The 18,823-nt window shown below is 28.0% G+C and carries 22 protein-coding genes; 6 read left to right on the top strand and 16 right to left on the bottom strand.

Translation table 11 applies throughout. The features are described from left to right. The first annotated feature begins 3 nt into the window (after window positions 1-3). Complete coding sequence (locus ACTT9Y_RS05020) at window positions 4-321, top strand: thioredoxin family protein (protein ID WP_440933304.1); 318 nt, start codon at window positions 4-6, stop codon at window positions 319-321. Here ACTT9Y_RS05020 and ACTT9Y_RS05015 read toward each other — a convergent pair. Genes ACTT9Y_RS05015 through ACTT9Y_RS04950 form a run of 14 tightly spaced genes read right to left on the bottom strand, consistent with a single transcriptional unit; the run spans window position 318 to window position 12,764 of the window. Next, entirely contained in the window at window positions 318-1,583 is a 1,266-nt protein-coding gene (locus tag ACTT9Y_RS05015) for a bifunctional folylpolyglutamate synthase/dihydrofolate synthase (protein ID WP_440933303.1), read from the bottom strand. The two genes, ACTT9Y_RS05020 and ACTT9Y_RS05015, sit on opposite strands and share 4 nt — an antisense overlap. Further along, entirely contained in the window at window positions 1,537-2,466 is a 930-nt protein-coding gene (locus ACTT9Y_RS05010; RefSeq protein ID WP_440933302.1) for an acetyl-CoA carboxylase carboxyltransferase subunit beta, read from the bottom strand. Before ACTT9Y_RS05010 ends, ACTT9Y_RS05015 begins: the two co-directional genes overlap by 47 nt. Then, complete coding sequence (trpA, locus tag ACTT9Y_RS05005; RefSeq protein ID WP_440933301.1) at window positions 2,463-3,263, bottom strand: tryptophan synthase subunit alpha; 801 nt, start codon at window positions 3,261-3,263, stop codon at window positions 2,463-2,465. The genes ACTT9Y_RS05010 and trpA overlap by 4 nt, the downstream gene beginning before the upstream one ends. Continuing rightward, window positions 3,263-4,492 (bottom strand): pyridoxal-phosphate dependent enzyme, encoded by a 1,230-nt coding sequence (locus ACTT9Y_RS05000; protein ID WP_440933300.1) that lies wholly within the window; start codon window positions 4,490-4,492, stop codon window positions 3,263-3,265. The genes trpA and ACTT9Y_RS05000 overlap by 1 nt, the downstream gene beginning before the upstream one ends. Next, complete coding sequence (locus ACTT9Y_RS04995) at window positions 4,489-5,112, bottom strand: phosphoribosylanthranilate isomerase (protein WP_440933299.1); 624 nt, start codon at window positions 5,110-5,112, stop codon at window positions 4,489-4,491. Before ACTT9Y_RS04995 ends, ACTT9Y_RS05000 begins: the two co-directional genes overlap by 4 nt. Further along, window positions 5,109-5,801, bottom strand: a complete 693-nt coding sequence (gene pyrF / locus ACTT9Y_RS04990) for an orotidine-5'-phosphate decarboxylase (RefSeq protein ID WP_440933298.1) — start codon at window positions 5,799-5,801, stop codon at window positions 5,109-5,111. The genes ACTT9Y_RS04995 and pyrF overlap by 4 nt, the downstream gene beginning before the upstream one ends. After that, window positions 5,791-6,087: an HU family DNA-binding protein gene (locus tag ACTT9Y_RS04985; RefSeq protein WP_440933297.1), complete on the bottom strand. Its 297-nt coding sequence runs from the start codon at window positions 6,085-6,087 to the stop codon at window positions 5,791-5,793. The genes pyrF and ACTT9Y_RS04985 overlap by 11 nt, the downstream gene beginning before the upstream one ends. A 19-nt stretch (window positions 6,088-6,106) precedes the next feature. Further along, a complete protein-coding gene (locus ACTT9Y_RS04980; RefSeq protein ID WP_440933296.1) occupies window positions 6,107-7,834 on the bottom strand; it encodes a S1 RNA-binding domain-containing protein in 1,728 nt (575 codons plus the stop codon). Then, window positions 7,834-8,490 carry a (d)CMP kinase gene (locus ACTT9Y_RS04975; protein WP_440933295.1) on the bottom strand — a complete coding sequence of 219 codons (657 nt, stop codon included), beginning with the start codon at window positions 8,488-8,490 and terminating at the stop codon, window positions 7,834-7,836. Before ACTT9Y_RS04975 ends, ACTT9Y_RS04980 begins: the two co-directional genes overlap by 1 nt. Before the next feature lie 11 nt (window positions 8,491-8,501). Next, window positions 8,502-9,821: a 3-phosphoshikimate 1-carboxyvinyltransferase gene (aroA, locus tag ACTT9Y_RS04970; RefSeq protein ID WP_440933294.1), complete on the bottom strand. Its 1,320-nt coding sequence runs from the start codon at window positions 9,819-9,821 to the stop codon at window positions 8,502-8,504. A 6-nt stretch (window positions 9,822-9,827) separates the two neighbouring features. After that, a complete protein-coding gene (locus tag ACTT9Y_RS04965) occupies window positions 9,828-10,604 on the bottom strand; it encodes an ATP-binding cassette domain-containing protein (RefSeq protein WP_440933293.1) in 777 nt (258 codons plus the stop codon). Between the two features lies 1 nt (window position 10,605). Then, window positions 10,606-11,181 carry an LPS export ABC transporter periplasmic protein LptC gene (gene lptC, locus ACTT9Y_RS04960; RefSeq protein WP_440933292.1) on the bottom strand — a complete coding sequence of 192 codons (576 nt, stop codon included), beginning with the start codon at window positions 11,179-11,181 and terminating at the stop codon, window positions 10,606-10,608. Continuing rightward, a complete protein-coding gene (locus ACTT9Y_RS04955; RefSeq protein ID WP_440933291.1) occupies window positions 11,182-12,150 on the bottom strand; it encodes a KpsF/GutQ family sugar-phosphate isomerase in 969 nt (322 codons plus the stop codon). Next, the gene (locus ACTT9Y_RS04950) at window positions 12,150-12,764 is read right to left on the bottom strand and encodes a ribonuclease D (RefSeq protein WP_440933290.1); all 615 of its coding nucleotides are present in this window, start codon (window positions 12,762-12,764) and stop codon (window positions 12,150-12,152) included. Before ACTT9Y_RS04950 ends, ACTT9Y_RS04955 begins: the two co-directional genes overlap by 1 nt. A gap of 15 nt (window positions 12,765-12,779) precedes the next feature. On the opposite strand from ACTT9Y_RS04950, the gene ACTT9Y_RS04945 reads away from it, so the two are divergent. Next, window positions 12,780-13,766, top strand: a complete 987-nt coding sequence (locus tag ACTT9Y_RS04945; RefSeq protein WP_440933289.1) for a complex I NDUFA9 subunit family protein — start codon at window positions 12,780-12,782, stop codon at window positions 13,764-13,766. On the opposite strand, the gene ACTT9Y_RS04940 is transcribed toward ACTT9Y_RS04945, so the two are convergent. Beyond that, a complete protein-coding gene (locus ACTT9Y_RS04940) occupies window positions 13,767-14,261 on the bottom strand; it encodes a GcrA family cell cycle regulator (protein ID WP_440933288.1) in 495 nt (164 codons plus the stop codon). A gap of 169 nt (window positions 14,262-14,430) precedes the next feature. On the opposite strand from ACTT9Y_RS04940, the gene ACTT9Y_RS04935 reads away from it, so the two are divergent. After that, entirely contained in the window at window positions 14,431-15,597 is a 1,167-nt protein-coding gene (locus tag ACTT9Y_RS04935) for an aspartate aminotransferase family protein (RefSeq protein ID WP_440933287.1), read from the top strand. A 1-nt stretch (window position 15,598) separates the two neighbouring features. Continuing rightward, window positions 15,599-16,528 carry an ornithine carbamoyltransferase gene (gene argF, locus ACTT9Y_RS04930; RefSeq protein WP_440933286.1) on the top strand — a complete coding sequence of 310 codons (930 nt, stop codon included), beginning with the start codon at window positions 15,599-15,601 and terminating at the stop codon, window positions 16,526-16,528. On the opposite strand, the gene ACTT9Y_RS04925 is transcribed toward argF, so the two are convergent. Next, window positions 16,520-17,059 (bottom strand): c-type cytochrome, encoded by a 540-nt coding sequence (locus ACTT9Y_RS04925; RefSeq protein ID WP_440933285.1) that lies wholly within the window; start codon window positions 17,057-17,059, stop codon window positions 16,520-16,522. The genes argF and ACTT9Y_RS04925 overlap by 9 nt on opposite strands. 113 nt (window positions 17,060-17,172) lie before the next feature. On the opposite strand from ACTT9Y_RS04925, the gene kdsB reads away from it, so the two are divergent. Together kdsB and ACTT9Y_RS04915 are read left to right on the top strand one after the other, a co-directional pair. Then, entirely contained in the window at window positions 17,173-17,904 is a 732-nt protein-coding gene (gene kdsB / locus ACTT9Y_RS04920) for a 3-deoxy-manno-octulosonate cytidylyltransferase (protein ID WP_440933284.1), read from the top strand. Continuing rightward, the gene (locus ACTT9Y_RS04915; RefSeq protein ID WP_440933283.1) at window positions 17,904-18,737 is read left to right on the top strand and encodes a prephenate dehydratase domain-containing protein; all 834 of its coding nucleotides are present in this window, start codon (window positions 17,904-17,906) and stop codon (window positions 18,735-18,737) included. Before kdsB ends, ACTT9Y_RS04915 begins: the two co-directional genes overlap by 1 nt. The last annotated feature ends 86 nt before the right edge of the window (window positions 18,738-18,823 follow it).

Here is an 18,823-nt window from a genome sequence, read left to right as displayed (position 1 = left end):
AATATGCTTACATATTTTAAAGACGAAGATTTTGATACTAAAATTAAAAATGAAGATGTTTCAGTAATTCAGTTTTCAGCCGAATGGTGTGGACCATGTAAGGCACTAAAACCAGTAATGGATAAATTATCTGATGAATATAAAGATAAAGCTGGTTTTTATTATGCTGATGTTGAAGATGGTGGAATTAATACAGGTTCAGCCGCTGGTATTAGAGGTGTTCCAACAGTTATAATCTATAAAAAAGGTGTTGAAGTAGATAGAAAAGTTGGTGGAGTTCCTGAAAGCCATATGAAAGAATTTTTAGATAAAAATATTTAATTTAAACTTAACACTTCAGCAGCTCCATACAAAGATCCTGTAATTAATAAAAGATCACCTTCTTTTAAATCAATTGATTTAATCGCTTGCTTGATATCTGGTTGATATTGAACATTGGTCATACTTTTAAATTTTTCTTTCAAATCTTTTCCACTAATAGAGTTAGGCTGAGTTTTTAAATCTATAGTAGTTATGGAAGAAATATCTTTGAAGTAACTGATATATTTTTCATGTTCTTTGTTTGCCATCATTCCAATTATAACATGTTTATTACAATTCAAGCTTTGAAGATATTCATTTAATGCTTTAGCACCACCTTCGTTGTGGCTTCCATCTATTATAAATCTATTGTTTTTAACTAATTCTTTTAATTTACCAGATTTAATTTCCTGAAGCCTAGCTAAGCTAGATATATTTTTAATACCTTTTTTTATGTGTTCATCCCTTATCTCAAGATCTAGAGTTCTAAGAGTTGCTATTGCAGTAGATATATTTTCTAATTGATATTGACCAAGCACATTAGGCATAGGAAGTTTTAATCTGCCAAATTTATCCTCATAGTAGAAGAAATCATTTTCATTAACTGAGTAACTAAAATCATCATTAAAAAATACTTTATTAGATTTATTTTGAGAGATAGTATTTTTAATACAATCCATTGTCTCTTTAGTGCTTTGTTTTGCTACAATAATGTTTGAATTTAAAAGTGTAGATGTTTTTTCAAATACAATTTGTTCGATTGTTTGTTTATCTTTTGGAAGCCAATCTAGATGATCTTTGCTTATGGATGTAACAATACTTGCCAGATTAGTTTCTAGAATATTGACAGCATCAAAACGATGAAACAAGCCACTTTCTATTAAGTTGATGTTACCTGGATATTGTGCCGCTTTATAAAAAAAGCAAGCTGATAACATCTCAAACACTGTTATTGATTGATTATTATTAATTTTTTCAACTTCTTCCAATAAATCAGCTAACTCATCATCATTTAATTCCTTATTGCCAAAAATAAATCTTTCATTAATTTTTTGAATATGCGGACTTGTGTAAACATTGCATTTGAAATTTGCTTCTTTAAGAATCGAATAAGCAGCTTGAATTGTAGAATTTTTACCATTAGTTCCTACAATTGATATTGCTTTAATTTTGTTTTGTGGATTTCCTAGTTTTTCACAAAGTTTTTTAATTCTATCAAGTGATAGGTCTATTTCTTTAGGATGCAACTTTTGAAAGTTGCTGAGAATCTTCTGAAGTTTCATTTTGTTCAGCACTTATATCAGAATTCTTCTTTAACAATATTGATAATAAAGTTCCAATTTTAGATGCAAGCTCTTTACGTTCAACAATTAAATCAACAAAACCAGTTTTTTCAACATATTCACTTTTTTGAAAACCTGCAGGAAGTTCTTCTTTAACAGTTCCTTGTATTACTCTTGCACCTGCAAATGCAATTAAAGCCCCTGGTTCTGCAATATGAATGTCACCTAACATAGCGTATGATGCTGTAATACCTCCAGCTGTTGGATCAGTTATACAAACTAAATATGGAAGGCCATTTTTTTTTAATTCATTAATTGCAAGTGTTGTTCTTGTCATTTGAGATAAAGAAATTAAACTTTCCATCATTCTCATTCCTCCTCCAGCACTAATACATAAAAATGGTGTTTGATTTTCTATGGCATGTTGTATTCCGTATAAAAAAGCTTCTCCCTCTGCAGCAGCCATCGAAGCACCTAAAAAATCAAAATCAGAGGCAACAGCTGTAATTTTAATATTATTTATAAACCCTGAGGCAACCATCATCCCACACTCTAATCCTGTTTTTTTTCGAGCACTTTTTAATCTTTCTTTATAAGGTTTTGAATCCGTCCAATTCAAAGGGTCATCTTTAGGTATAGGAGTTTTGAAGATCTCGTAATTATTTTTTCCAAATAAAATATCAAATCTTTGGTATGGTTTTATTCTATGATGACGCTTACAATCTGGACATACCCACAAGTTTTCTTCTAAATCTTTTTTTAAAATTGGACCCTTGCAACAAGATGTCCAATCACTTTTTGCAATATCCTCTTTTGTAGCTCTTTCACGTATAGCAGTTTTTATTTTTTCACCTGCTTTTATAATTTTAGTTATCCAGTTCATTGAATTTTATTTTTTAATCTCTTAACAATATTAGTAACATTTGTGACAGCATTTTGTCTCTTTTCAATTGATTTAGAGATTTCCTTACAAATTGCACTACCAACCACCAAACCATCAGCTTTTTTAAGGGATTGGATGGTTTTTTCTGTAATCCCGAAACCAATAACAACATTTTTTGATTTATTTTGTATTTTTATTTTTTTGTAATTTTCTAATATTTTTTTTGGAGACACCTTAAGTTTTCCACCTGTGGTGGATAACATGCTTATATAATAAATCATATCGTGTGAATCTTTTACGATTTTTTTCAATCTTATACTTGAGGTAGTTGGCGAAACCAATTGAATAAAATTAATTCCTTTCTTTTTACATTTTGATGCAAAATTTTTATTTTCAGGATAAGGATAATCAACAACTATTAAACCATCTACTTTCGATTTTCTGCATTTTTCTAAAAATTTATTTTCATTATATTGATAGATCATATTGTAATAGCCCATCAGTATAATTGGTTTATTTTTCTTTATTTTTTTAAAATTTATTGCAATTGAAAATACATCTTTAATTTTAATACCGTTTTTAATTGCTCTGTAAGCACTTGTTTGTATTTGTCCACCATCAGCTATTGGAGTGTTATGTGGAAAACCTAGTTCACAAATATCTGCGTAATTAGAAATTGATTTTAATATTTCTAAGGATTTTTTTTTAGTATTATCTCCAGCAACGGTATAGGTAAGTAGTGCTGGCCTGTTTTCATTCTTCGCATTAGAGAACGCCTTGTTAATTAATGAACCCATTAATTTTTACCCAATCTCTCTTTTAAGATATCTCTATCTTTTTTAGCATCGCCACAAGAGTTAACAATTATTATGGTATCTTTTCTTAATTTTGGCGCAATTTTTATTGCTTCAGCAAATGCATGACTAGGTTCTAAACTTGGATTAAGTTTTTCAAATTTAGTTACCATCACATGTGCTTTAAGCGCTTCTTCATCAGTTGCATAAGTATATCTTGCTCGTTTTGTATCTTTAAGAAAACAATGTATTGGACTTACTCCCGGGTAATCCAATCCGGCACTAATAGACTCTGTGTCATTAATTTGACCTTCATTATTTTGACACACATAAGAAGCTGCACCATGTAGTATTCCAATTTTTGCGTTTCTACTTAGAGGAGCAGCGTGAAGTTTGGATTTTTTTGGACCACCAGCCTCTACACCAATTAATTCTATTTGTGATTTTTTAAAATCAATAAATTCGCTCCAAAAACCATATGCTGAACTTCCACCACCCACACAGTTAATTAATTTAATTTTTTTTGGAATTTTTTTAAATTCTTTTTTAATTTGTATTTGTAATTCTCTTGAAATTTGAGCTGTACTCCATCCACAAATTTTTACAAATATGTTTGGACCAACTGTACTTCCGACGCACATATGTGTAGTGTCACAATTTGATACCCAATATCTCATACACTCACTGACTGCATCTACCAAAGTTTGACTACCTGAATAAACAGGAACTATTTCAGCACCATTTTTTCTCATAGCATCACAATTTGGTTTTTGTCTTTTGATGTCTTTTGCACCCATGAAAATTTTACATTTAAGACCAAATTTCTTTGCAGCCATACTTAACATTTTACCTGCGTAACCTGCACCTGTATCACCAACTATATATCTTTTCCCCATAGCCTTACAAATTAAAGCATGGACAGTAGCATTATATATTTTATGCGCACCACCATTAGCCTCTGATACAACTTTGGCCCATATTTGAGCACCACCCAATTGATTAGTTAAATTTTCTAATTTTACAAATGATGTAGGTGATCCTATATAATTCTTAAAATAATAATCTCTCTTTTTTAGAAACTTCTTATTATTTCTTAATTTTGCAAACTCTTTTGTTAGATCTTCTACAGGTTTTTTTAAAGTTTCAGGAATAAAACTTCCACCAAATTTACCACCCCAAAAACCAAAACGGTCATGTTGATCAATTAATGGAATTTTTTTTTTAAGTTTCATTTTTTTATTTCATTTAAATTATTTAAAAAAATTTCTATTTTGGATGTATCTTTTAATCCAGAAGTTTCCAAGCCTCCAGATAAATCTATAAAATCAGTAATTTTTTCGTAATTTTTGAGATTATCATTGAATTTAATATTACCTGCTAACATCAATTTTTTATTTAGTTTGATATTTTTAATTAAATTGTGATCAAATCCCTGACTTTTTTCATAACCTTTACTATCAAATAAATAAATATCTGTTATGTCAGAAAATGATTTGTGCTTATCAACATCAGACTTATCTTTTATTGTTAAGGCTGTAATAATTTTTTTTTGATATTTTTGTTTAATACTTCTAATTTCATCTGGAGTGCAGTCATACAATTGATAATAATCAAAAGGTAAATTCTTTATTTTTTCTAAAATCTCTTGATCAGGTTTTACTAAAACTGCAACAAATTCACATTTATTTTTTTTTACATCTAATAATTTTTTTAGATTTTTTGTTTCAATATATCTTGAGCTTTTTGGATAGTTACAAATAAAACCAACAAATTTAGGTGGATAAGGATGATTGATAATAAAATTTAAAGTTTCAGTATCTGATATGCCACAAATTTTACAACCTTTGATCATTGATTCAAATGATCTATTAGTCGTTTTGTATTATTTTTTACATTTCCATTTGTTAAAGATCTACCAATGACTATGCCTGTAACTTTGTTTTTAAAAGCATCTACAGGAGTCATAATTCTCTTTTGATCGTTGGAATTGTCTCCTGGTAATCTTATTCCTGGGGTTATAATTAGTAATTTTTTGTATTTTTTTCGTATAATTAGTGCTTCTTGTGCAGAGCAAACTATACCATCGCAATTTGATAAATTTATAAGGCCAGCTTGTTTTAAAACTAATTGTTTGATCTTTTTAGTATGACCTATTTGTTTTAAAGATTTATTATTAAGACTTGTTAATACAGTAACACCCAGTATTTTTATATTCTTATTTATTTTTATTACTTCTTTTTTTACTGCTTTTAGCATTTCTAATCCACCATTGGCATGCACAGTAATATATTTACATTTTTTTAAATCTTTTAAGCTATCTATTGCAGACATAGCTGTTTGTGGAATATCGTTTATTTTTAAATCTAACCAAAAGTCACTTTTAATATTTTCTAAGAATTTTCTTCCTTGTTTAGAATAAAAAAATTGAAGACCAAATTTTGGAACAATTTTAAGCTTTTTTGTTTTTGTTTGTGTTAATATTTTTTTAATTTTACTCAAATTTGAAGTATCGCAGGCAACAAATATAGTTTTATTCTTCATTGTTTTTATTTATTTTTTTAAACAAGTCTTTTGACATTTTAAAGTGAATTGTTTTTTTTTCAGGGGTATTAACTTTCTGACCAGTTTTAGGATTTCTTGAAATTCTTGCTTTTTGTATGTTAGTTGAGAAAACACCAAAACCTCTAAGTTCTACTCTATCTCCTCTTTTCAGAGCTCTTTTTATTTCACTCAGAATGATATTTGTAAATTTTTCAAGATCTTTTTTTAAAAAATTTGGGTAATTATTAGAGAGTTGTTTTAAAAGCTTTGATTTTACAACAGCCAATTTTATCTTCTTATTTAATTTATTCTGTTTCTTCTTCTTTTTTCTTTAAATCTTCAGATAAAGATGAAAAAGGTAAATTTTTACCAGATCCCTCAGATCCATATTTTTCTAAAGCCTCTTTCTTTTCAATTTCCTCTAAAAGTTTAATACTAAGTACAACTTTTCTTTTATTCAAATCAATTTCCGCTATTGCGCAATCCAACTTTTCTCCTCCAGTCCATCTACCTGGTCTAGCATCCGCAGCATTGATTGCTATTGCTGATTTTTTTATTTGAAAGTCCATTTCACAACCTTCTGGTCTTACTAGCAAACCTTTATTGTCAGTAGATATAACTTTTACTGTTATAGTTTGATTTTTTGTTTTATCTTTAAACCAATTAAATGGATCTTCTTGAGTTTGTCTTAAACCAACTCTGATTTTTTGTTCAGTTGCTTTAATTTCTAAAACTTTAACTTTAATTTTATCTCCTTTTTTATATTTGGTAAGCTCTTCTTCTCCATTATTTAAATAAGTTAAATCATTACAATGTAAAAACGCATCAATATCCAAATCTTTTATTTTTACAAATAAAGAATATTCGTTTTTATTTACAACTTCACCTTCAACAATAGTACCAACTGGATAATTTTTCTCAAAAGTTTCAAAAGGATTTTCTTTTGTCAATCTATGTGAAATAGCTACACGTCTTTTTTCTTTATCAATTTCAGTAATCACACATTCAATTTCATCACCTACTTTAAACATTTTCTTTGCAGAAATATTTTTTTTTGTCCAACTCAATTCACTAGAATGAAGTAAAGTTGTTAATCCCGGTTCTAATTCACAAAACGCTCCAAAATCCATTAACTTGACAACCTTAACTTTGTATACTTTATTTAATTCATAATTTTCAATATGTTCAAATGGATCTGGAGATAATTGTTTAATTGAGCAACCTACTTGCAACTTTTCTTTATCTACACTTATAACTTTAAGGTCGTGTTTTTCGCCTATATTGAAAACTTCATCTGGATGATTTACTCTTGAATAAGATATCTCTTGTAAATGCACTAATACGTCAAGTTCTCCATTTACATTAAAGAAACAACCAAAAGTGCTGTAACCTTTTACTTCTGCACCCTTAATTATGTCTCCAACTTTATATTTTTCAATAATTTTTGCCTTATCCTCTTTTTTAAATGAGGATATGATCTCTCTTCTAGAAACGCAGGCATTACCTCTTACTTTATCTAGTTTAATAAGTGCAAATTTTTGTGGTTCATTCATTAAATGACTGATGTCTTTTAGAGGTTTGTCACTGATTTGAGATCCAGGGAGAAACATTAGTGAACCAGTATCAATATGCTCAACTATACATCCTCCCTTACATTTGGATGTGATCTTACCCATGATAGGTTCATTTTTTTCATATGCTTCAACCAATCTATCCCATCCTTTTATTTTTTGTGCTTTACTAGCAGATACTAAAACTTCTCCATGCTTATCTTCAATTTTTTCAAGTAAAACTGGTATTGTTTCACCGATTTTAATCTTTTCAGATAATCCCATACTTTTTAACTCATTAATATCTAATACAGGTTCTGATTTTAACCCTTCCACAAATAAAAATACAAATTTTTCTGTTATTTTGTTTATTTTACCTTCAATTATTTTTCCTTCTTCAATTTGGATTTTTGAAAGTTGACTGTTTAATAGTTTTTCGAATTCTAGGGACGCTGGGTTTGATAAATCTTTATAAATTTCCATTAATTATAAATTTTCCTGTCTATTATTTTTTTAATTTTTAAAAAACATGCCCTTTTATTAAGGTTTGTCGTATTAATCAATAGTGAATCTTTTGTTTTTTTAAGAGGTGCAATTTTTCTATTTAGGTCTCTTTTATCACGATTTTTAATGCTTTTTAGCACTTCTGAATAAGTAATTTTTTTATTAAATACCTTTAATTCTTTGAATCTTCTTTTTGCTCGAGTTTTAACGTTAGCAGTTATATAAAATTTTAAATCAGCATCTGGAACTATATTGTAAGTTATATCTCTTCCATCTAAACATGAACCTTTATATTTTTTTGGTGGATTATAAGCAAAATTAATTTGAAATTTATGAACTAAACTTCTAATAGATTTTTTTTTTGCGATAATAGAGGCTTCTGTTCCAATTTTATTTGATAATAGTTCTTTGTCATCTAGATCTTTTATTTTTAATTTTGCAATTATTTTTCTAGCAAATGATAAATTAAATTTTTTTGGATATTTTATTTTGTTAAGAGCTAAAACTCTATAAGCCTTACCAGTATCAACATATAAAAGATTGTAATGCTTTGAAATAGCTTTAGCTAATGTTCCAGCACCAGCTGCAGCAGGAGAATCAATAGCTATTTTTATAATATTTTTTCTTTTAATCATTTTCTTTTCTTTTATTTTTTTAGCTCGTTTATTAATTTTAAAAATTTTGGAAAAGAAGTTTTAATCGAGTCCTTGTCATGTATAGTCCAATTACCACCAAAAGTTAATGCAGCTATTACACTAGTCATAAAAACTCTATGATCTTTTAAAAATTCTTTAATTATTATCTTTTTATTAATTATTAGATTAGGATTACCAAAAATTTTAATACTATTTTTTTTGGTAATTGTTTTTATTCCCATTTTATTAAGAATTTTTGCGCCCCAAAATAATCTCGGACTTTCTTTCTGATTTAATTCATCTAAGTTCTTAAAGTAAGAAATACCATCAGCTTTTGCAGCAACTAAAAAAATAATCAAAAATTCATCTATAGCTCCACTGTTTAAGGTTGGTGGGCAATTAATTGCTTTGATATTATTCGAACTAATAATCTGAACATTTGCAATTTTTTCACCTTTGTATATTCTTTTATTTTTGATTTTAATTTTAACGCCCATTTTTTTTAATATTGTAATTATTCCAGTCCTTGTTGGATTAATGTTAACGTTAGTAATTGTAAGTTTTGAGTTTTTAGACAAGGCTGTCAGTACTATAAAAAAAGCAGCAGAGCTAATATCTGATGGAATATCATAATTAATTTTATCTATTTTTTTTACTTTTCTAATTTCTATTAAATCAAAATTCTTGTTTGATTTAATTTTTATTGGCAAACTTAAATGTTTACTTAAAAGCTCAGTATGATTTCTTGATTTTTTTGCTTTTATTATAGTTGTTCCATTAGTTCTCATTCCAGCAAATATCACTGAACTTTTACATTGCGCTGATCCTCTATTTTCTTTATATTTAATAGGTTTTAAATTTTGTGAACCTAAAATAGTTAAAGGTAGATTATTTTGTTTGCTTAATTTTATTTTTGCTCCAAATTTATTTAGAGGTACAGCAATTCTTTTAAAATCTCTTTTAGATAAACTCTTATCTCCAATTAGTTTTATTATTTTTGGAGTATTTATTAATAAACCTAGAATAAGTCTACCTAATGTACCTGAGTTTTTGGCGTCCAGGGTTAGTTTGTTATTATATTTATATCCATCAATACCTTTTCCATAAATTACACACTCTTTTGTATTTATTTTTGATTTAATTCCTAACTTTTTGATGGCGTTAAATGCAGCAAGAACATCTTCAGACAACAACAAGTTTTTTGCTATTGATTTGCCGTTTGCAAGAGAAGAAAATAATACCCATCTTATACTTAAGCTTTTATCACCACTTACTCTGATTTTTTTATTAAATTTATTTATCTTTTTTTTAATTTTTATCAAATTTGTCATTAAAAATTAATTAAATTTAAAACTATCACCAAAATATGCATTTTTGGCATCGATATTTCTTACTAAGTTTGAAGGAGAGTCTTGAGCTACAATTTTTCCATTACTTAAAATCATTGCTGTATCTACACATGCTAGTAAGTCTCTTGCTTGGTGATCACAGATACAAATTGTTATACGGTTTTCTTGTTGTAGATTTACAATAATTTCTTGCAACATTTTAATCGTCATAACATCAAGTGCTGCAAAACATTCATCTAATAGTAAAACTTTAGGATCTCCTAACAAAGACAATGCTATAACTAATTTTTTTTTCTGTCCTCCCGATAAAAATTTAGCTTTAATATCTTTTAAGTTATCTAATTCAAATTTTGAAATTAAATAATTTATACGTTCTGATCTTAAATTTTTTTCATCAATTACAATTTCGCTTATAGCTTTTAAGTTATCATAAAGTGAAAGATCATTAAAAAATCCTCCATATTGGGGGACATATCCAACCTTAAATTTTTTTGTTCGAAGGTAGACTGGATATTTTGTTACATCTTCGTTAATGATTTTTATTCTTCCTTTATCTGGATTCACTAGTCCAGTTATTAAATTAAAAATTGTTGATTTACCGACACCGTTTGGACCAAGCATACCAAATATTTGACCCTCATTAATTTTAAAATTTATGTTATCTAAAATTAATCTATTTCCATAAGACAAAGAAACATTATCAAACTCAACAATTGAATTAATATTTTTAAATGACTTTATCCTGAACTTTTTTATAATTGCCATATTAATTTCTACTTTGAATTTTTACTTTTTTTTCATTTTCATACATATAAATTTTAGTATCTTTCGTTTTTAAATCAATTTCAATTACATCTGCTTTAAGAATATTTTTTAAATTTGTATAAACTATATTTTTTGAAACAATCATAGAATTTCTTTTTGGTGAAAAATCTAGATATTCTCCTGTAATTTTATTATGAAGGTAATTAATTATTACATTTTTTGAAAAAATCGTATCAAAGTTATTTGAATTATACTTTCCATATGAAGAGGAAATCGTTATTACATTTGAGTTTTTCAGTATTATTGTTGCATACACATCTGTTAAAAATATTATATTACTGTCTGAAAAATCAATTTCGCCTTCAGATGCCGTAATAACATATTCGTTTCCCTTAACATCTCTAGAGGTATATTTTACATCTTTAATGATATTTGAGTTAACGGTGTTTTCTTTTTCTACAAGTGTGGTCTCAGAAACAATTTTTTTATCTTTTTTAAAAATTTTTTGGTAAGACAAAATAATTAAAATAAATGCAATAAGAATTAAAAATGAAATTCTTAAATATTTATTATTCATTTATGTAATGTTTGACTGCAAAATATTATGAATATGTAATATGCCTATAGTTTTATTCTTATTTCTCTTATTATAAACACTTAAAGAAGTAATTTTTTTACTGTTCATAAGTTCCAAGGCTTTAGCTGCCAAAGAATCTTTTTCAATACTTATTGGTTTTTTCGTCATTATTTCGCTTACTTTCATCGACTGTATATTCAATTTTTTTTGATTAAATCTTCTGATTTGACCATCAGTTATAATTCCGATTGTTTTTTTTTGTTTATTTTGAACAATTAGAACACCTAAATTTTTTGCACTTAGTATTTTTAGTGCTTCTTTCATTCTCAAATTTTGACTTACAAATGGTATTCTATTTCCGACTAACATTATATCCTCAACCGTTTTAAGCTGAGCCCCTAAATTTCCTGCAGGATGTAACTTCTTGAAATCCATTTTATCAAATTTTTTATATTTCATTATTGCAATAGCCAATGCATCACCAAGTGCCAGTTGAGCAGTAGTACTTGAGGTAGGAACAATTCCTCCGGCTTCAATAGTTTTTGGTATTAGTAATTTAATATCTGCGGCTTTATAAAGTAATGAGTCTTTTTTAGATACTATACAAATTAATAATATTTTATTTCTATTTGCATATTGAATAATATTTTTTAATTCATCTGTTTCACCAGAATTACTAATCAATATTAAAATATCTTTTTTTGAAATACTTCCTAAATCACCATGAGAGGAATCTCCTGCTGAAAGACTAAAAGATGGTGTACCTACTGAAGAAAGAGTTGCTGCAATTTTTGAAGCTATAATACCACTTTTACCTACGCCACATAAAATTACTTTAGATCGACAATTTACAATATGACTAACAGCTTGATCAAAAGAATAATTTATATTTTTTTTTAATTTCTGTAGTGCTTTAATTTCAAGATTAATTACATCTTTTGCAATATTTTGAAATTTCTTTTTATTCATTAATGTGCCCAGATATCATCTTTAAATAAAGCTAAATCAAGTTCAACTCGAGTCTGTAAAAATTTAAGACAATTTTGATAAAGCTCTGATCTATTTTCTCTTTCTAATATTTTGTTTAATTCCTCATGAATTTTATGTAAATAGATTACATCATTTGCACAATATTTTAGTTGCGAAGGGGTCAACTGACCTCCGAAATCTGAACTTTGATATTGTTTACTTATGTCAATATTTAAAAATTCTTTAATCAATGTTTTTAAGGAATGGTTGTCAGAGTATGATCTTGCTAATTTAGAGGCAATTTTAGTATCAAGAATGTTATTTGTATCAATTTTAAGGTAATATTTTATATGAGCTAAATCAGCCCTACCATAATGGAATATTTTAGTTATTTTACTATCATTAAGTATTTTAGCTAAATTTGGTGCGTTATAATTCTCTCTATCAAATTGGATTATATGAGCATCTGAGTTGCCGGTTGATATTTGAATTAAGCAAAGGGGATCACGTCTAACATTTAGCCCCATAAACTCACCGTCTACAGCTATTATATTATTGTCTAATTTTAAATCATCTGGTAGATCATTTTTGTGTAATTGAATTTTATTACTCATTTTAAACATATATATATGAAAGCAAAAAATTGTCTAATTTTTGGTGGTAGTGGTCAAATTGGTAGAAACTTAATAAGAAAGCTTACTAAGAATAATTATAAAGTTACAGTAGTTACCAGAAATTTACACCAAAAAAGCTATATTATAAAAACCCAAGCAAATGCTGGTTATATAGATATTGTAGAAGCAAATATTTTTGATGAAAATAAAATAAGAGAACTTTTTAAGAAAGCAGACATTTGTATAAATTTAATTGGAATTTTATTTGAAAAGAAAAAAGGTAATACTTTTAAAAATATACATTCAATATTTCCATCAATATTAGCAAAACTTTGCAAAGAATATAATCTAAAACATTTTATACATTTATCAGCTCTTGGTATAAATGAAGCAGAGGATTCTAACTATGCAAAAAGCAAACTTGATGGTGAAAGAAATATTTTTAAAAATTTTCCCCTCGCAACTGTTTTAAGGCCCTCTATTGTTTATTCCTCAGACGATAATTTTACTACAAATTTTATGACTATACTTAATAGACTTCCTTTTTTTCCACTTTACTATGGTGGAGCAACCAAATTTTCACCAATTCATTGTTCAGACTTAACTGATGTTATTTACAACATACTTTCAAAAAATGTTGATTCAAAGATTATTGAATGTATTGGACCTGAGACGATTACTTTTAAACAAATAATAGAAAAATTGTTAAAATCAATTGGAAAAAAAAGGTTACTTATCCCTTTTCCATTAAAAATAGCTGAAGTTTCGGCAAGATTTTTTGAAATAATGCCAAATCCTATACTTACGAGAGATCAATTGAGACTTTTAAAATATAACAATATTCCCTCAGGAAAATACAAAACAAACTTTGACGTAGGTACACCAAGTTTAAGATATTTTGATGAAGAAATTAAAAAATATTCTTATATGTGGAGAGACGGTGGGCAATTTTCTACAGATAAATATATTCACAAAAATAAATTGGATACAAAGCCAAATTAATTAAGCTGATTGAATTTTTTTTTCAATAAATTCAGGCACTTCATCTTTTTCTGAAGCCTCTTCTTTTTTACCCTTAGGTTGATAAGCATACAAAAGATGCAATTTACAATAAGAAAAATCTTTTAGAGAAGATCTTCCACAAAAGTAAAATGATTTTTCATCAGGATGACCTATAGGCCATTTACAAGAGTTCTCATCAAGCTCTTCTAATTGCTTTGGATTTTCTGGTTCAAAATCTTTATCAATTATTAAAGATTTAAATTTACTCCTACGCCCTCTTTTAACTTGGGTATTTTTTTCATTTTTTGAATTTTCAAAATTTTGGCTTGAGATAGCCGTTCTTGTTTTGATTTTCGCTGATAAGTTTAGCCTATGAGCTTTACCTATAACTGCATTCCGACTAATACCTCCAATTATTTCAGCAATTTGACTTGCAGTATTGCCCTTGCCCCAAAGTTCTTTTAATTTTGCAACTTTTTCTTCAGTCCAGCTCATAATCAATATGTTGTATCTTATTTATATAAAACAACAATATACTGATATTAAATTATATTAAACAATTAAAAAATTAGACTTATCAACATTTTATTTAATTAGTAAGTATGTATATATTTTCAATCCCAACTTGTATTAATGATTAAACTTTATAAAACAAATAAAATCTATGAGTTATTTGGCAAAAAATTATAATAGAAAAAAAATTTCATTTAAATACGGTAAAGGTAGCTATCTTTATTCTACTAATAAAAAAAAATATTTAGATTTTGTTCAAGGGATAGCGGTTAATTCTTTAGGCCATGCACATCCTAAGTTAGTAAAAACTATAAAAAATCAATCAAAAAAATTATGGCATGTATCAAATGCATTTCAAATTCCAGAGGGAGAAACATTGGCTAAAAAGTTATGTAAAAAAACTTTTGCAGATTATGTAATGTTTCAAAATAGCGGGGCTGAAGCCACAGAAGCAGCAATTAAAGTTGCTAGAAGATATTTTTACTCAATAGGTAAACCGAATAAAAATAGAATTTTATGCATTAAAAACTCCTTCCACGGAAGAACTTTAGCAGCTATTTTTGCCAGTGGATCAAAGAAAATGACTGAGGGATTTGGCCCAAAAGTTTCAGGGTTCGATCATTTCAGCTTTGGTGATCATACTACTCTTAAAAAGAAAATTAATAAAAACACAGCAGCAATTATGGTTGAAACAATTATGGGTGAAGGGGGAATTAAAGTGATTCCAGATTGGTGTTTAAAAGAATTAAGAGCATTATGTAACAAAAAGAAAATATTGTTAATTCTTGATGAAGTTCAATGTGGAATAGGAAGATCTGGTGATTTCTTTGCTTTTGAAAAATCTAAAGTAAAACCTGATATTGTACCAATTGCGAAAGGAATAGGTGGAGGATTTCCTATTGGAGCAGTTTTAATGAATAAAAAAGTTGCATCAGGCATGACACCAGGTACTCATGGATCAACATTTGGAGGAAACCCTTTGGCGATGGCAGTTGGAAACACCGTAATGGATATCATATCAAATAAGAAATTTTTAAAAAATGTAAAAATTTTATCAAAATATTTTTTATTTAAACTAAATAAAATTCAAAAAAAATATCCAAATCTGATTAAACAGATAAGAGGAAAAGGTTTTTTGATTGGAATACAGTTATATAAAGATCAAACAGAATTTATTAAAAAATTGATGAATAATCAGCTATTGACTATACGAGCAGCAGAAAACGTTGTTCGTATTTTACCTCCATTAAATGTTAAAAAAAATGAAATAGATTTAGCAATAAAAATTATTGAAAAGGTCTGTTCGCAGATTAAATAATATGAAACATTTCATCAATTTAAAAGATATACCCGCAAAAGATCTTAGAAAGATTATTATTGATGCTAAAAAAAGAAAAAATTTAAGAAAAAAACTTAGTACTTTAGAGGTTGATAAGGGCGCACCCTTAAAAGGAAAGTTATTAATTCAAATGTTTGAAAAATCAAGTTTGCGAACAAGATTAAGCTTTTATTTAGCTATCAAACAATTAGGTGGTGGCACTTTGACTTTAAGATCTAATGAACTTCATTTAGGTCAAGGTGGAGAAAGTATTGCTGATACGGCTAAAATTCTTTCTACTTATGGTGATGGGTTTATGCTTAGAACCGATAGTGATAAAAAGGTTGAAAATTTTGAAAAATATTTATCAATACCCGTCATCAATGGTTTAAGTCCCTCATCTCATCCAACGCAGGTTTTATCAGATGTTTTTACTGTTGAGGAAATAACGAAGAAACCTATTTCTAAACTAAATATTTGTTGGATAGGTGACTCCAACAATGTTTTAGATAGTTTAATAGCAGCATCAGTAAAATTTTCTTTCAAGCTGAATATTGGTTGTCCAAAAAAATTTGAACCAGGAAAAGAAGTTAGAGCTTGGGTCAAGAGAAATAATAAAAAAATTTATATTTATAATGATGCTAAAAAAGCAGTTGTAGGTGCTGATGTGATTTTTTCTGACAAAGTTATTTCTTTAAATGATAAAGTTAATAAGAAGAAAAAAATACAAGCATTTAAAAATTTTAAAATCAATAAAAAATTAATGAGTTATGCAAAAAAAAGTTGCATTTTTTTACACTGTTTGCCAAGAGGCAATGAGGTAAGTGATGGTATTTTTTTAGGTAAAAAATCTCACGTATGGCAACAAGCACTCAATAGAGTTCACGTACAAAAAAGTATTTTATTATATTGTTTTGGAAAATTAAGGTAGCGGCAAAGGGCTATCTGAATTCTCATTTAGATATTTTATTACGGAGGCTCTATCTTTTTCTTTTCTAAGACCTGCATATGCCATCTTTGTTCCCTTAATCCATTTTGCAGGTTTAATTAAAAATCCATTTAGTTCTTCAAAAGTCCATTCTTTATCATACGCTGCTAATGCTTTAGAATATTTATATTCTTCAACCGCTCCAACTTTTCTTCCCACAACATTATATAGCGCTGGACCTATCGCATTCTTTCCTCCTTTAATAATTGAATGACAAGCTGCGCATTTTTTAAAAACTTTTTCACCATGAGCAATATCTCCCATTGCCATCAATGCTGATATATCAATTTTGTCTGAAGTCGTGCTTGAGCTGGTTGTGGATACAGTAGTGGCAGCTTCCACTTCAACTGAATAACCAGGCGTTTCAGGTTTCTCTACATGGAATATAACATCAGATAATTTTCCAATACCGATAACAAGCAGGGCAACCATTAAAACTGCAGCAACTATTTTATTTATTTCAAAAGAATCCATTTTTTCTAAATTTTGTAGTGAACGTATAACACGTTAAATTAAAAAAAAGCTAAAATTTAATGTATAAATTTGCCTCTATAGTTGTTTAACGAGTATAATAATTTGAAAATATAATGAAAACTTTAGTAATTATACCCTCTAGAATGTCTGCGACTAGGCTTCCAGGTAAACCGTTATTAAAAATAAATGGTTTATCAATTATATCACATGTGTCTAAAAAAGCTAGAGAAGCCAATATTGGAGACGTGATTGTAGCTACAGAGGATCAAGAAATTGTTGATGATGTTAAAAGTAATGGTTTCAATGCTATTTTAACCAGCAATAAACATAAGACAGGAACAGATAGAATTTTCGAAGCACTTAAAAAATCAAATGTTAGAGATGTTGATTTTATTATGAACTTGCAAGGTGATGAACCAGCAATCGATATTGATGATATCAAAAGTTTGAATGACAAAATGGTAAAAAATAATTCTAATTTAGGAACTCTTGCGGCAAAAATAAAAGATAATAAAAACCTTAAGAATGAAAATATTGTTAAGGTCATTACAGAAAATAGCCTAGAAAGTGATCATTTTCCAAAGGCTGTATCCTTTTCAAGAAAATCTGAGCAGGTAGAAAATATTTATCACCATATTGGAATTTATTGTTATTCAAGAGATTGTCTAGAAAAATTTGTTCACTTGGATCAATCCAAAAATGAAATAGAAAATCGACTAGAGCAGTTAAGAGCATTAGATAATAATATTGATATCAATGTTTCACTTGCTATGTCATCTCCAATAGGAGTGGATACAGAAGAAGATTATCTAGCCTTAAAAAAAATAATGGAATATAAGAATTGATGAGTAAAATTTATTTTCAGGGAACCTTTGGTGCATATTCTCATTTAGCAGCGCTTTCTATTGATCCTAAAGCTGAGATTTTGCCATGTAAAACTTTTGATGAGTGTTTTAACAAAGCATCCGAAGAGCCAGATAGCAGAATTATAATTCCAGAATCAAATAGGATTACTGGTAATATTGGAATTGAATATTTAATATTTAAACATAGGCTAAATATTTATAAAGAACATTTTCAAAAAATTGAACACAACTTGTTAGGACAAACTGGTGCAAAATTAAAAGATATCAAAGAAGTATACTCACATGCTCAAGGATTGTCTCAATGTTCAAAATTTATAAAAGAAAATAATTTAGTGGAACATATTAGAGCAGATACTGCTGGATCAGCTGAAATGATTTCTAAATCAAAAGATATCAAACAATCTGCGATAGCATCTTCCTTGAGTGCTGAAATTTATGGCTTGGAAGTAATTAAAAAAAATATAGAAAACGAAAGTGGAAATTTGACAAGGTTTTTAGTTATGGGGAAAAATATTTCACAACCAGAATTTAAAGACAAAACTTATATAACCTCTTTTTTATTTAAACTGAAAAGTAAGCCAGCTGCTCTTTATCAATCACTAGGAGGTTTTGCTATTAATGGTGTAAATTTAACAAAACTACAAAGTTATCCAGAAAAAAATAGTTTTGATTCTTATTTTTTCTTATGTGATTTAGATGGACATATTGAAGACTCAAAAGTTCAAAAATCTCTTGAAGAGCTAGGCCTACATTGTGAGGATTTTCACGTTCTAGGTGTTTTTGAAGCTGATAGTTTGAGACAAAATAAATAAGAATCTTTTCTTGTAGATTAGAAATTTTAACTGCTATAATAGATCTGGAGGCTAGAGGTGGATGCTGCTTGAACCCGACCAGATCT

Source organism: Candidatus Pelagibacter sp. (assembly GCF_052049995.1).
In the GTDB taxonomy this organism is placed as follows: domain Bacteria; phylum Pseudomonadota; class Alphaproteobacteria; order Pelagibacterales; family Pelagibacteraceae; genus Pelagibacter.
This window is presented reverse-complemented; position numbering and strand designations above follow the sequence as displayed.

Bases quoted from the DNA above. Each gene is read 5' to 3' on its own strand.
- ACTT9Y_RS05020 (WP_440933304.1), top strand. From the start codon at position 4: ATGCTTACATATTTTAAAGACGAAGATTTTGATACTAAAATTAAAAAT.
- ACTT9Y_RS05015 (WP_440933303.1), bottom strand. From the start codon at position 1,583: ATGAAACTTCAGAAGATTCTCAGCAACTTTCAAAAGTTGCATCCTAAA.
- ACTT9Y_RS05010 (WP_440933302.1), bottom strand. From the start codon at position 2,466: ATGAACTGGATAACTAAAATTATAAAAGCAGGTGAAAAAATAAAAACT.
- trpA (WP_440933301.1), bottom strand. From the start codon at position 3,263: ATGGGTTCATTAATTAACAAGGCGTTCTCTAATGCGAAGAATGAAAAC.
- ACTT9Y_RS05000 (WP_440933300.1), bottom strand. From the start codon at position 4,492: ATGAAACTTAAAAAAAAAATTCCATTAATTGATCAACATGACCGTTTT.
- ACTT9Y_RS04995 (WP_440933299.1), bottom strand. From the start codon at position 5,112: ATGATCAAAGGTTGTAAAATTTGTGGCATATCAGATACTGAAACTTTA.
- pyrF (WP_440933298.1), bottom strand. From the start codon at position 5,801: ATGAAGAATAAAACTATATTTGTTGCCTGCGATACTTCAAATTTGAGT.
- ACTT9Y_RS04980 (WP_440933296.1), bottom strand. From the start codon at position 7,834: ATGGAAATTTATAAAGATTTATCAAACCCAGCGTCCCTAGAATTCGAA.
- ACTT9Y_RS04975 (WP_440933295.1), bottom strand. From the start codon at position 8,490: ATGATTAAAAGAAAAAATATTATAAAAATAGCTATTGATTCTCCTGCT.
- aroA (WP_440933294.1), bottom strand. From the start codon at position 9,821: ATGACAAATTTGATAAAAATTAAAAAAAAGATAAATAAATTTAATAAA.
- ACTT9Y_RS04965 (WP_440933293.1), bottom strand. From the start codon at position 10,604: ATGGCAATTATAAAAAAGTTCAGGATAAAGTCATTTAAAAATATTAAT.
- lptC (WP_440933292.1), bottom strand. From the start codon at position 11,181: ATGAATAATAAATATTTAAGAATTTCATTTTTAATTCTTATTGCATTT.
- ACTT9Y_RS04955 (WP_440933291.1), bottom strand. From the start codon at position 12,150: ATGAATAAAAAGAAATTTCAAAATATTGCAAAAGATGTAATTAATCTT.
- ACTT9Y_RS04950 (WP_440933290.1), bottom strand. From the start codon at position 12,764: ATGAGTAATAAAATTCAATTACACAAAAATGATCTACCAGATGATTTA.
- ACTT9Y_RS04945 (WP_440933289.1), top strand. From the start codon at position 12,780: ATGAAAGCAAAAAATTGTCTAATTTTTGGTGGTAGTGGTCAAATTGGT.
- ACTT9Y_RS04940 (WP_440933288.1), bottom strand. From the start codon at position 14,261: ATGAGCTGGACTGAAGAAAAAGTTGCAAAATTAAAAGAACTTTGGGGC.
- ACTT9Y_RS04935 (WP_440933287.1), top strand. From the start codon at position 14,431: ATGAGTTATTTGGCAAAAAATTATAATAGAAAAAAAATTTCATTTAAA.
- argF (WP_440933286.1), top strand. From the start codon at position 15,599: ATGAAACATTTCATCAATTTAAAAGATATACCCGCAAAAGATCTTAGA.
- ACTT9Y_RS04925 (WP_440933285.1), bottom strand. From the start codon at position 17,059: ATGGATTCTTTTGAAATAAATAAAATAGTTGCTGCAGTTTTAATGGTT.
- kdsB (WP_440933284.1), top strand. From the start codon at position 17,173: ATGAAAACTTTAGTAATTATACCCTCTAGAATGTCTGCGACTAGGCTT.
- ACTT9Y_RS04915 (WP_440933283.1), top strand. From the start codon at position 17,904: ATGAGTAAAATTTATTTTCAGGGAACCTTTGGTGCATATTCTCATTTA.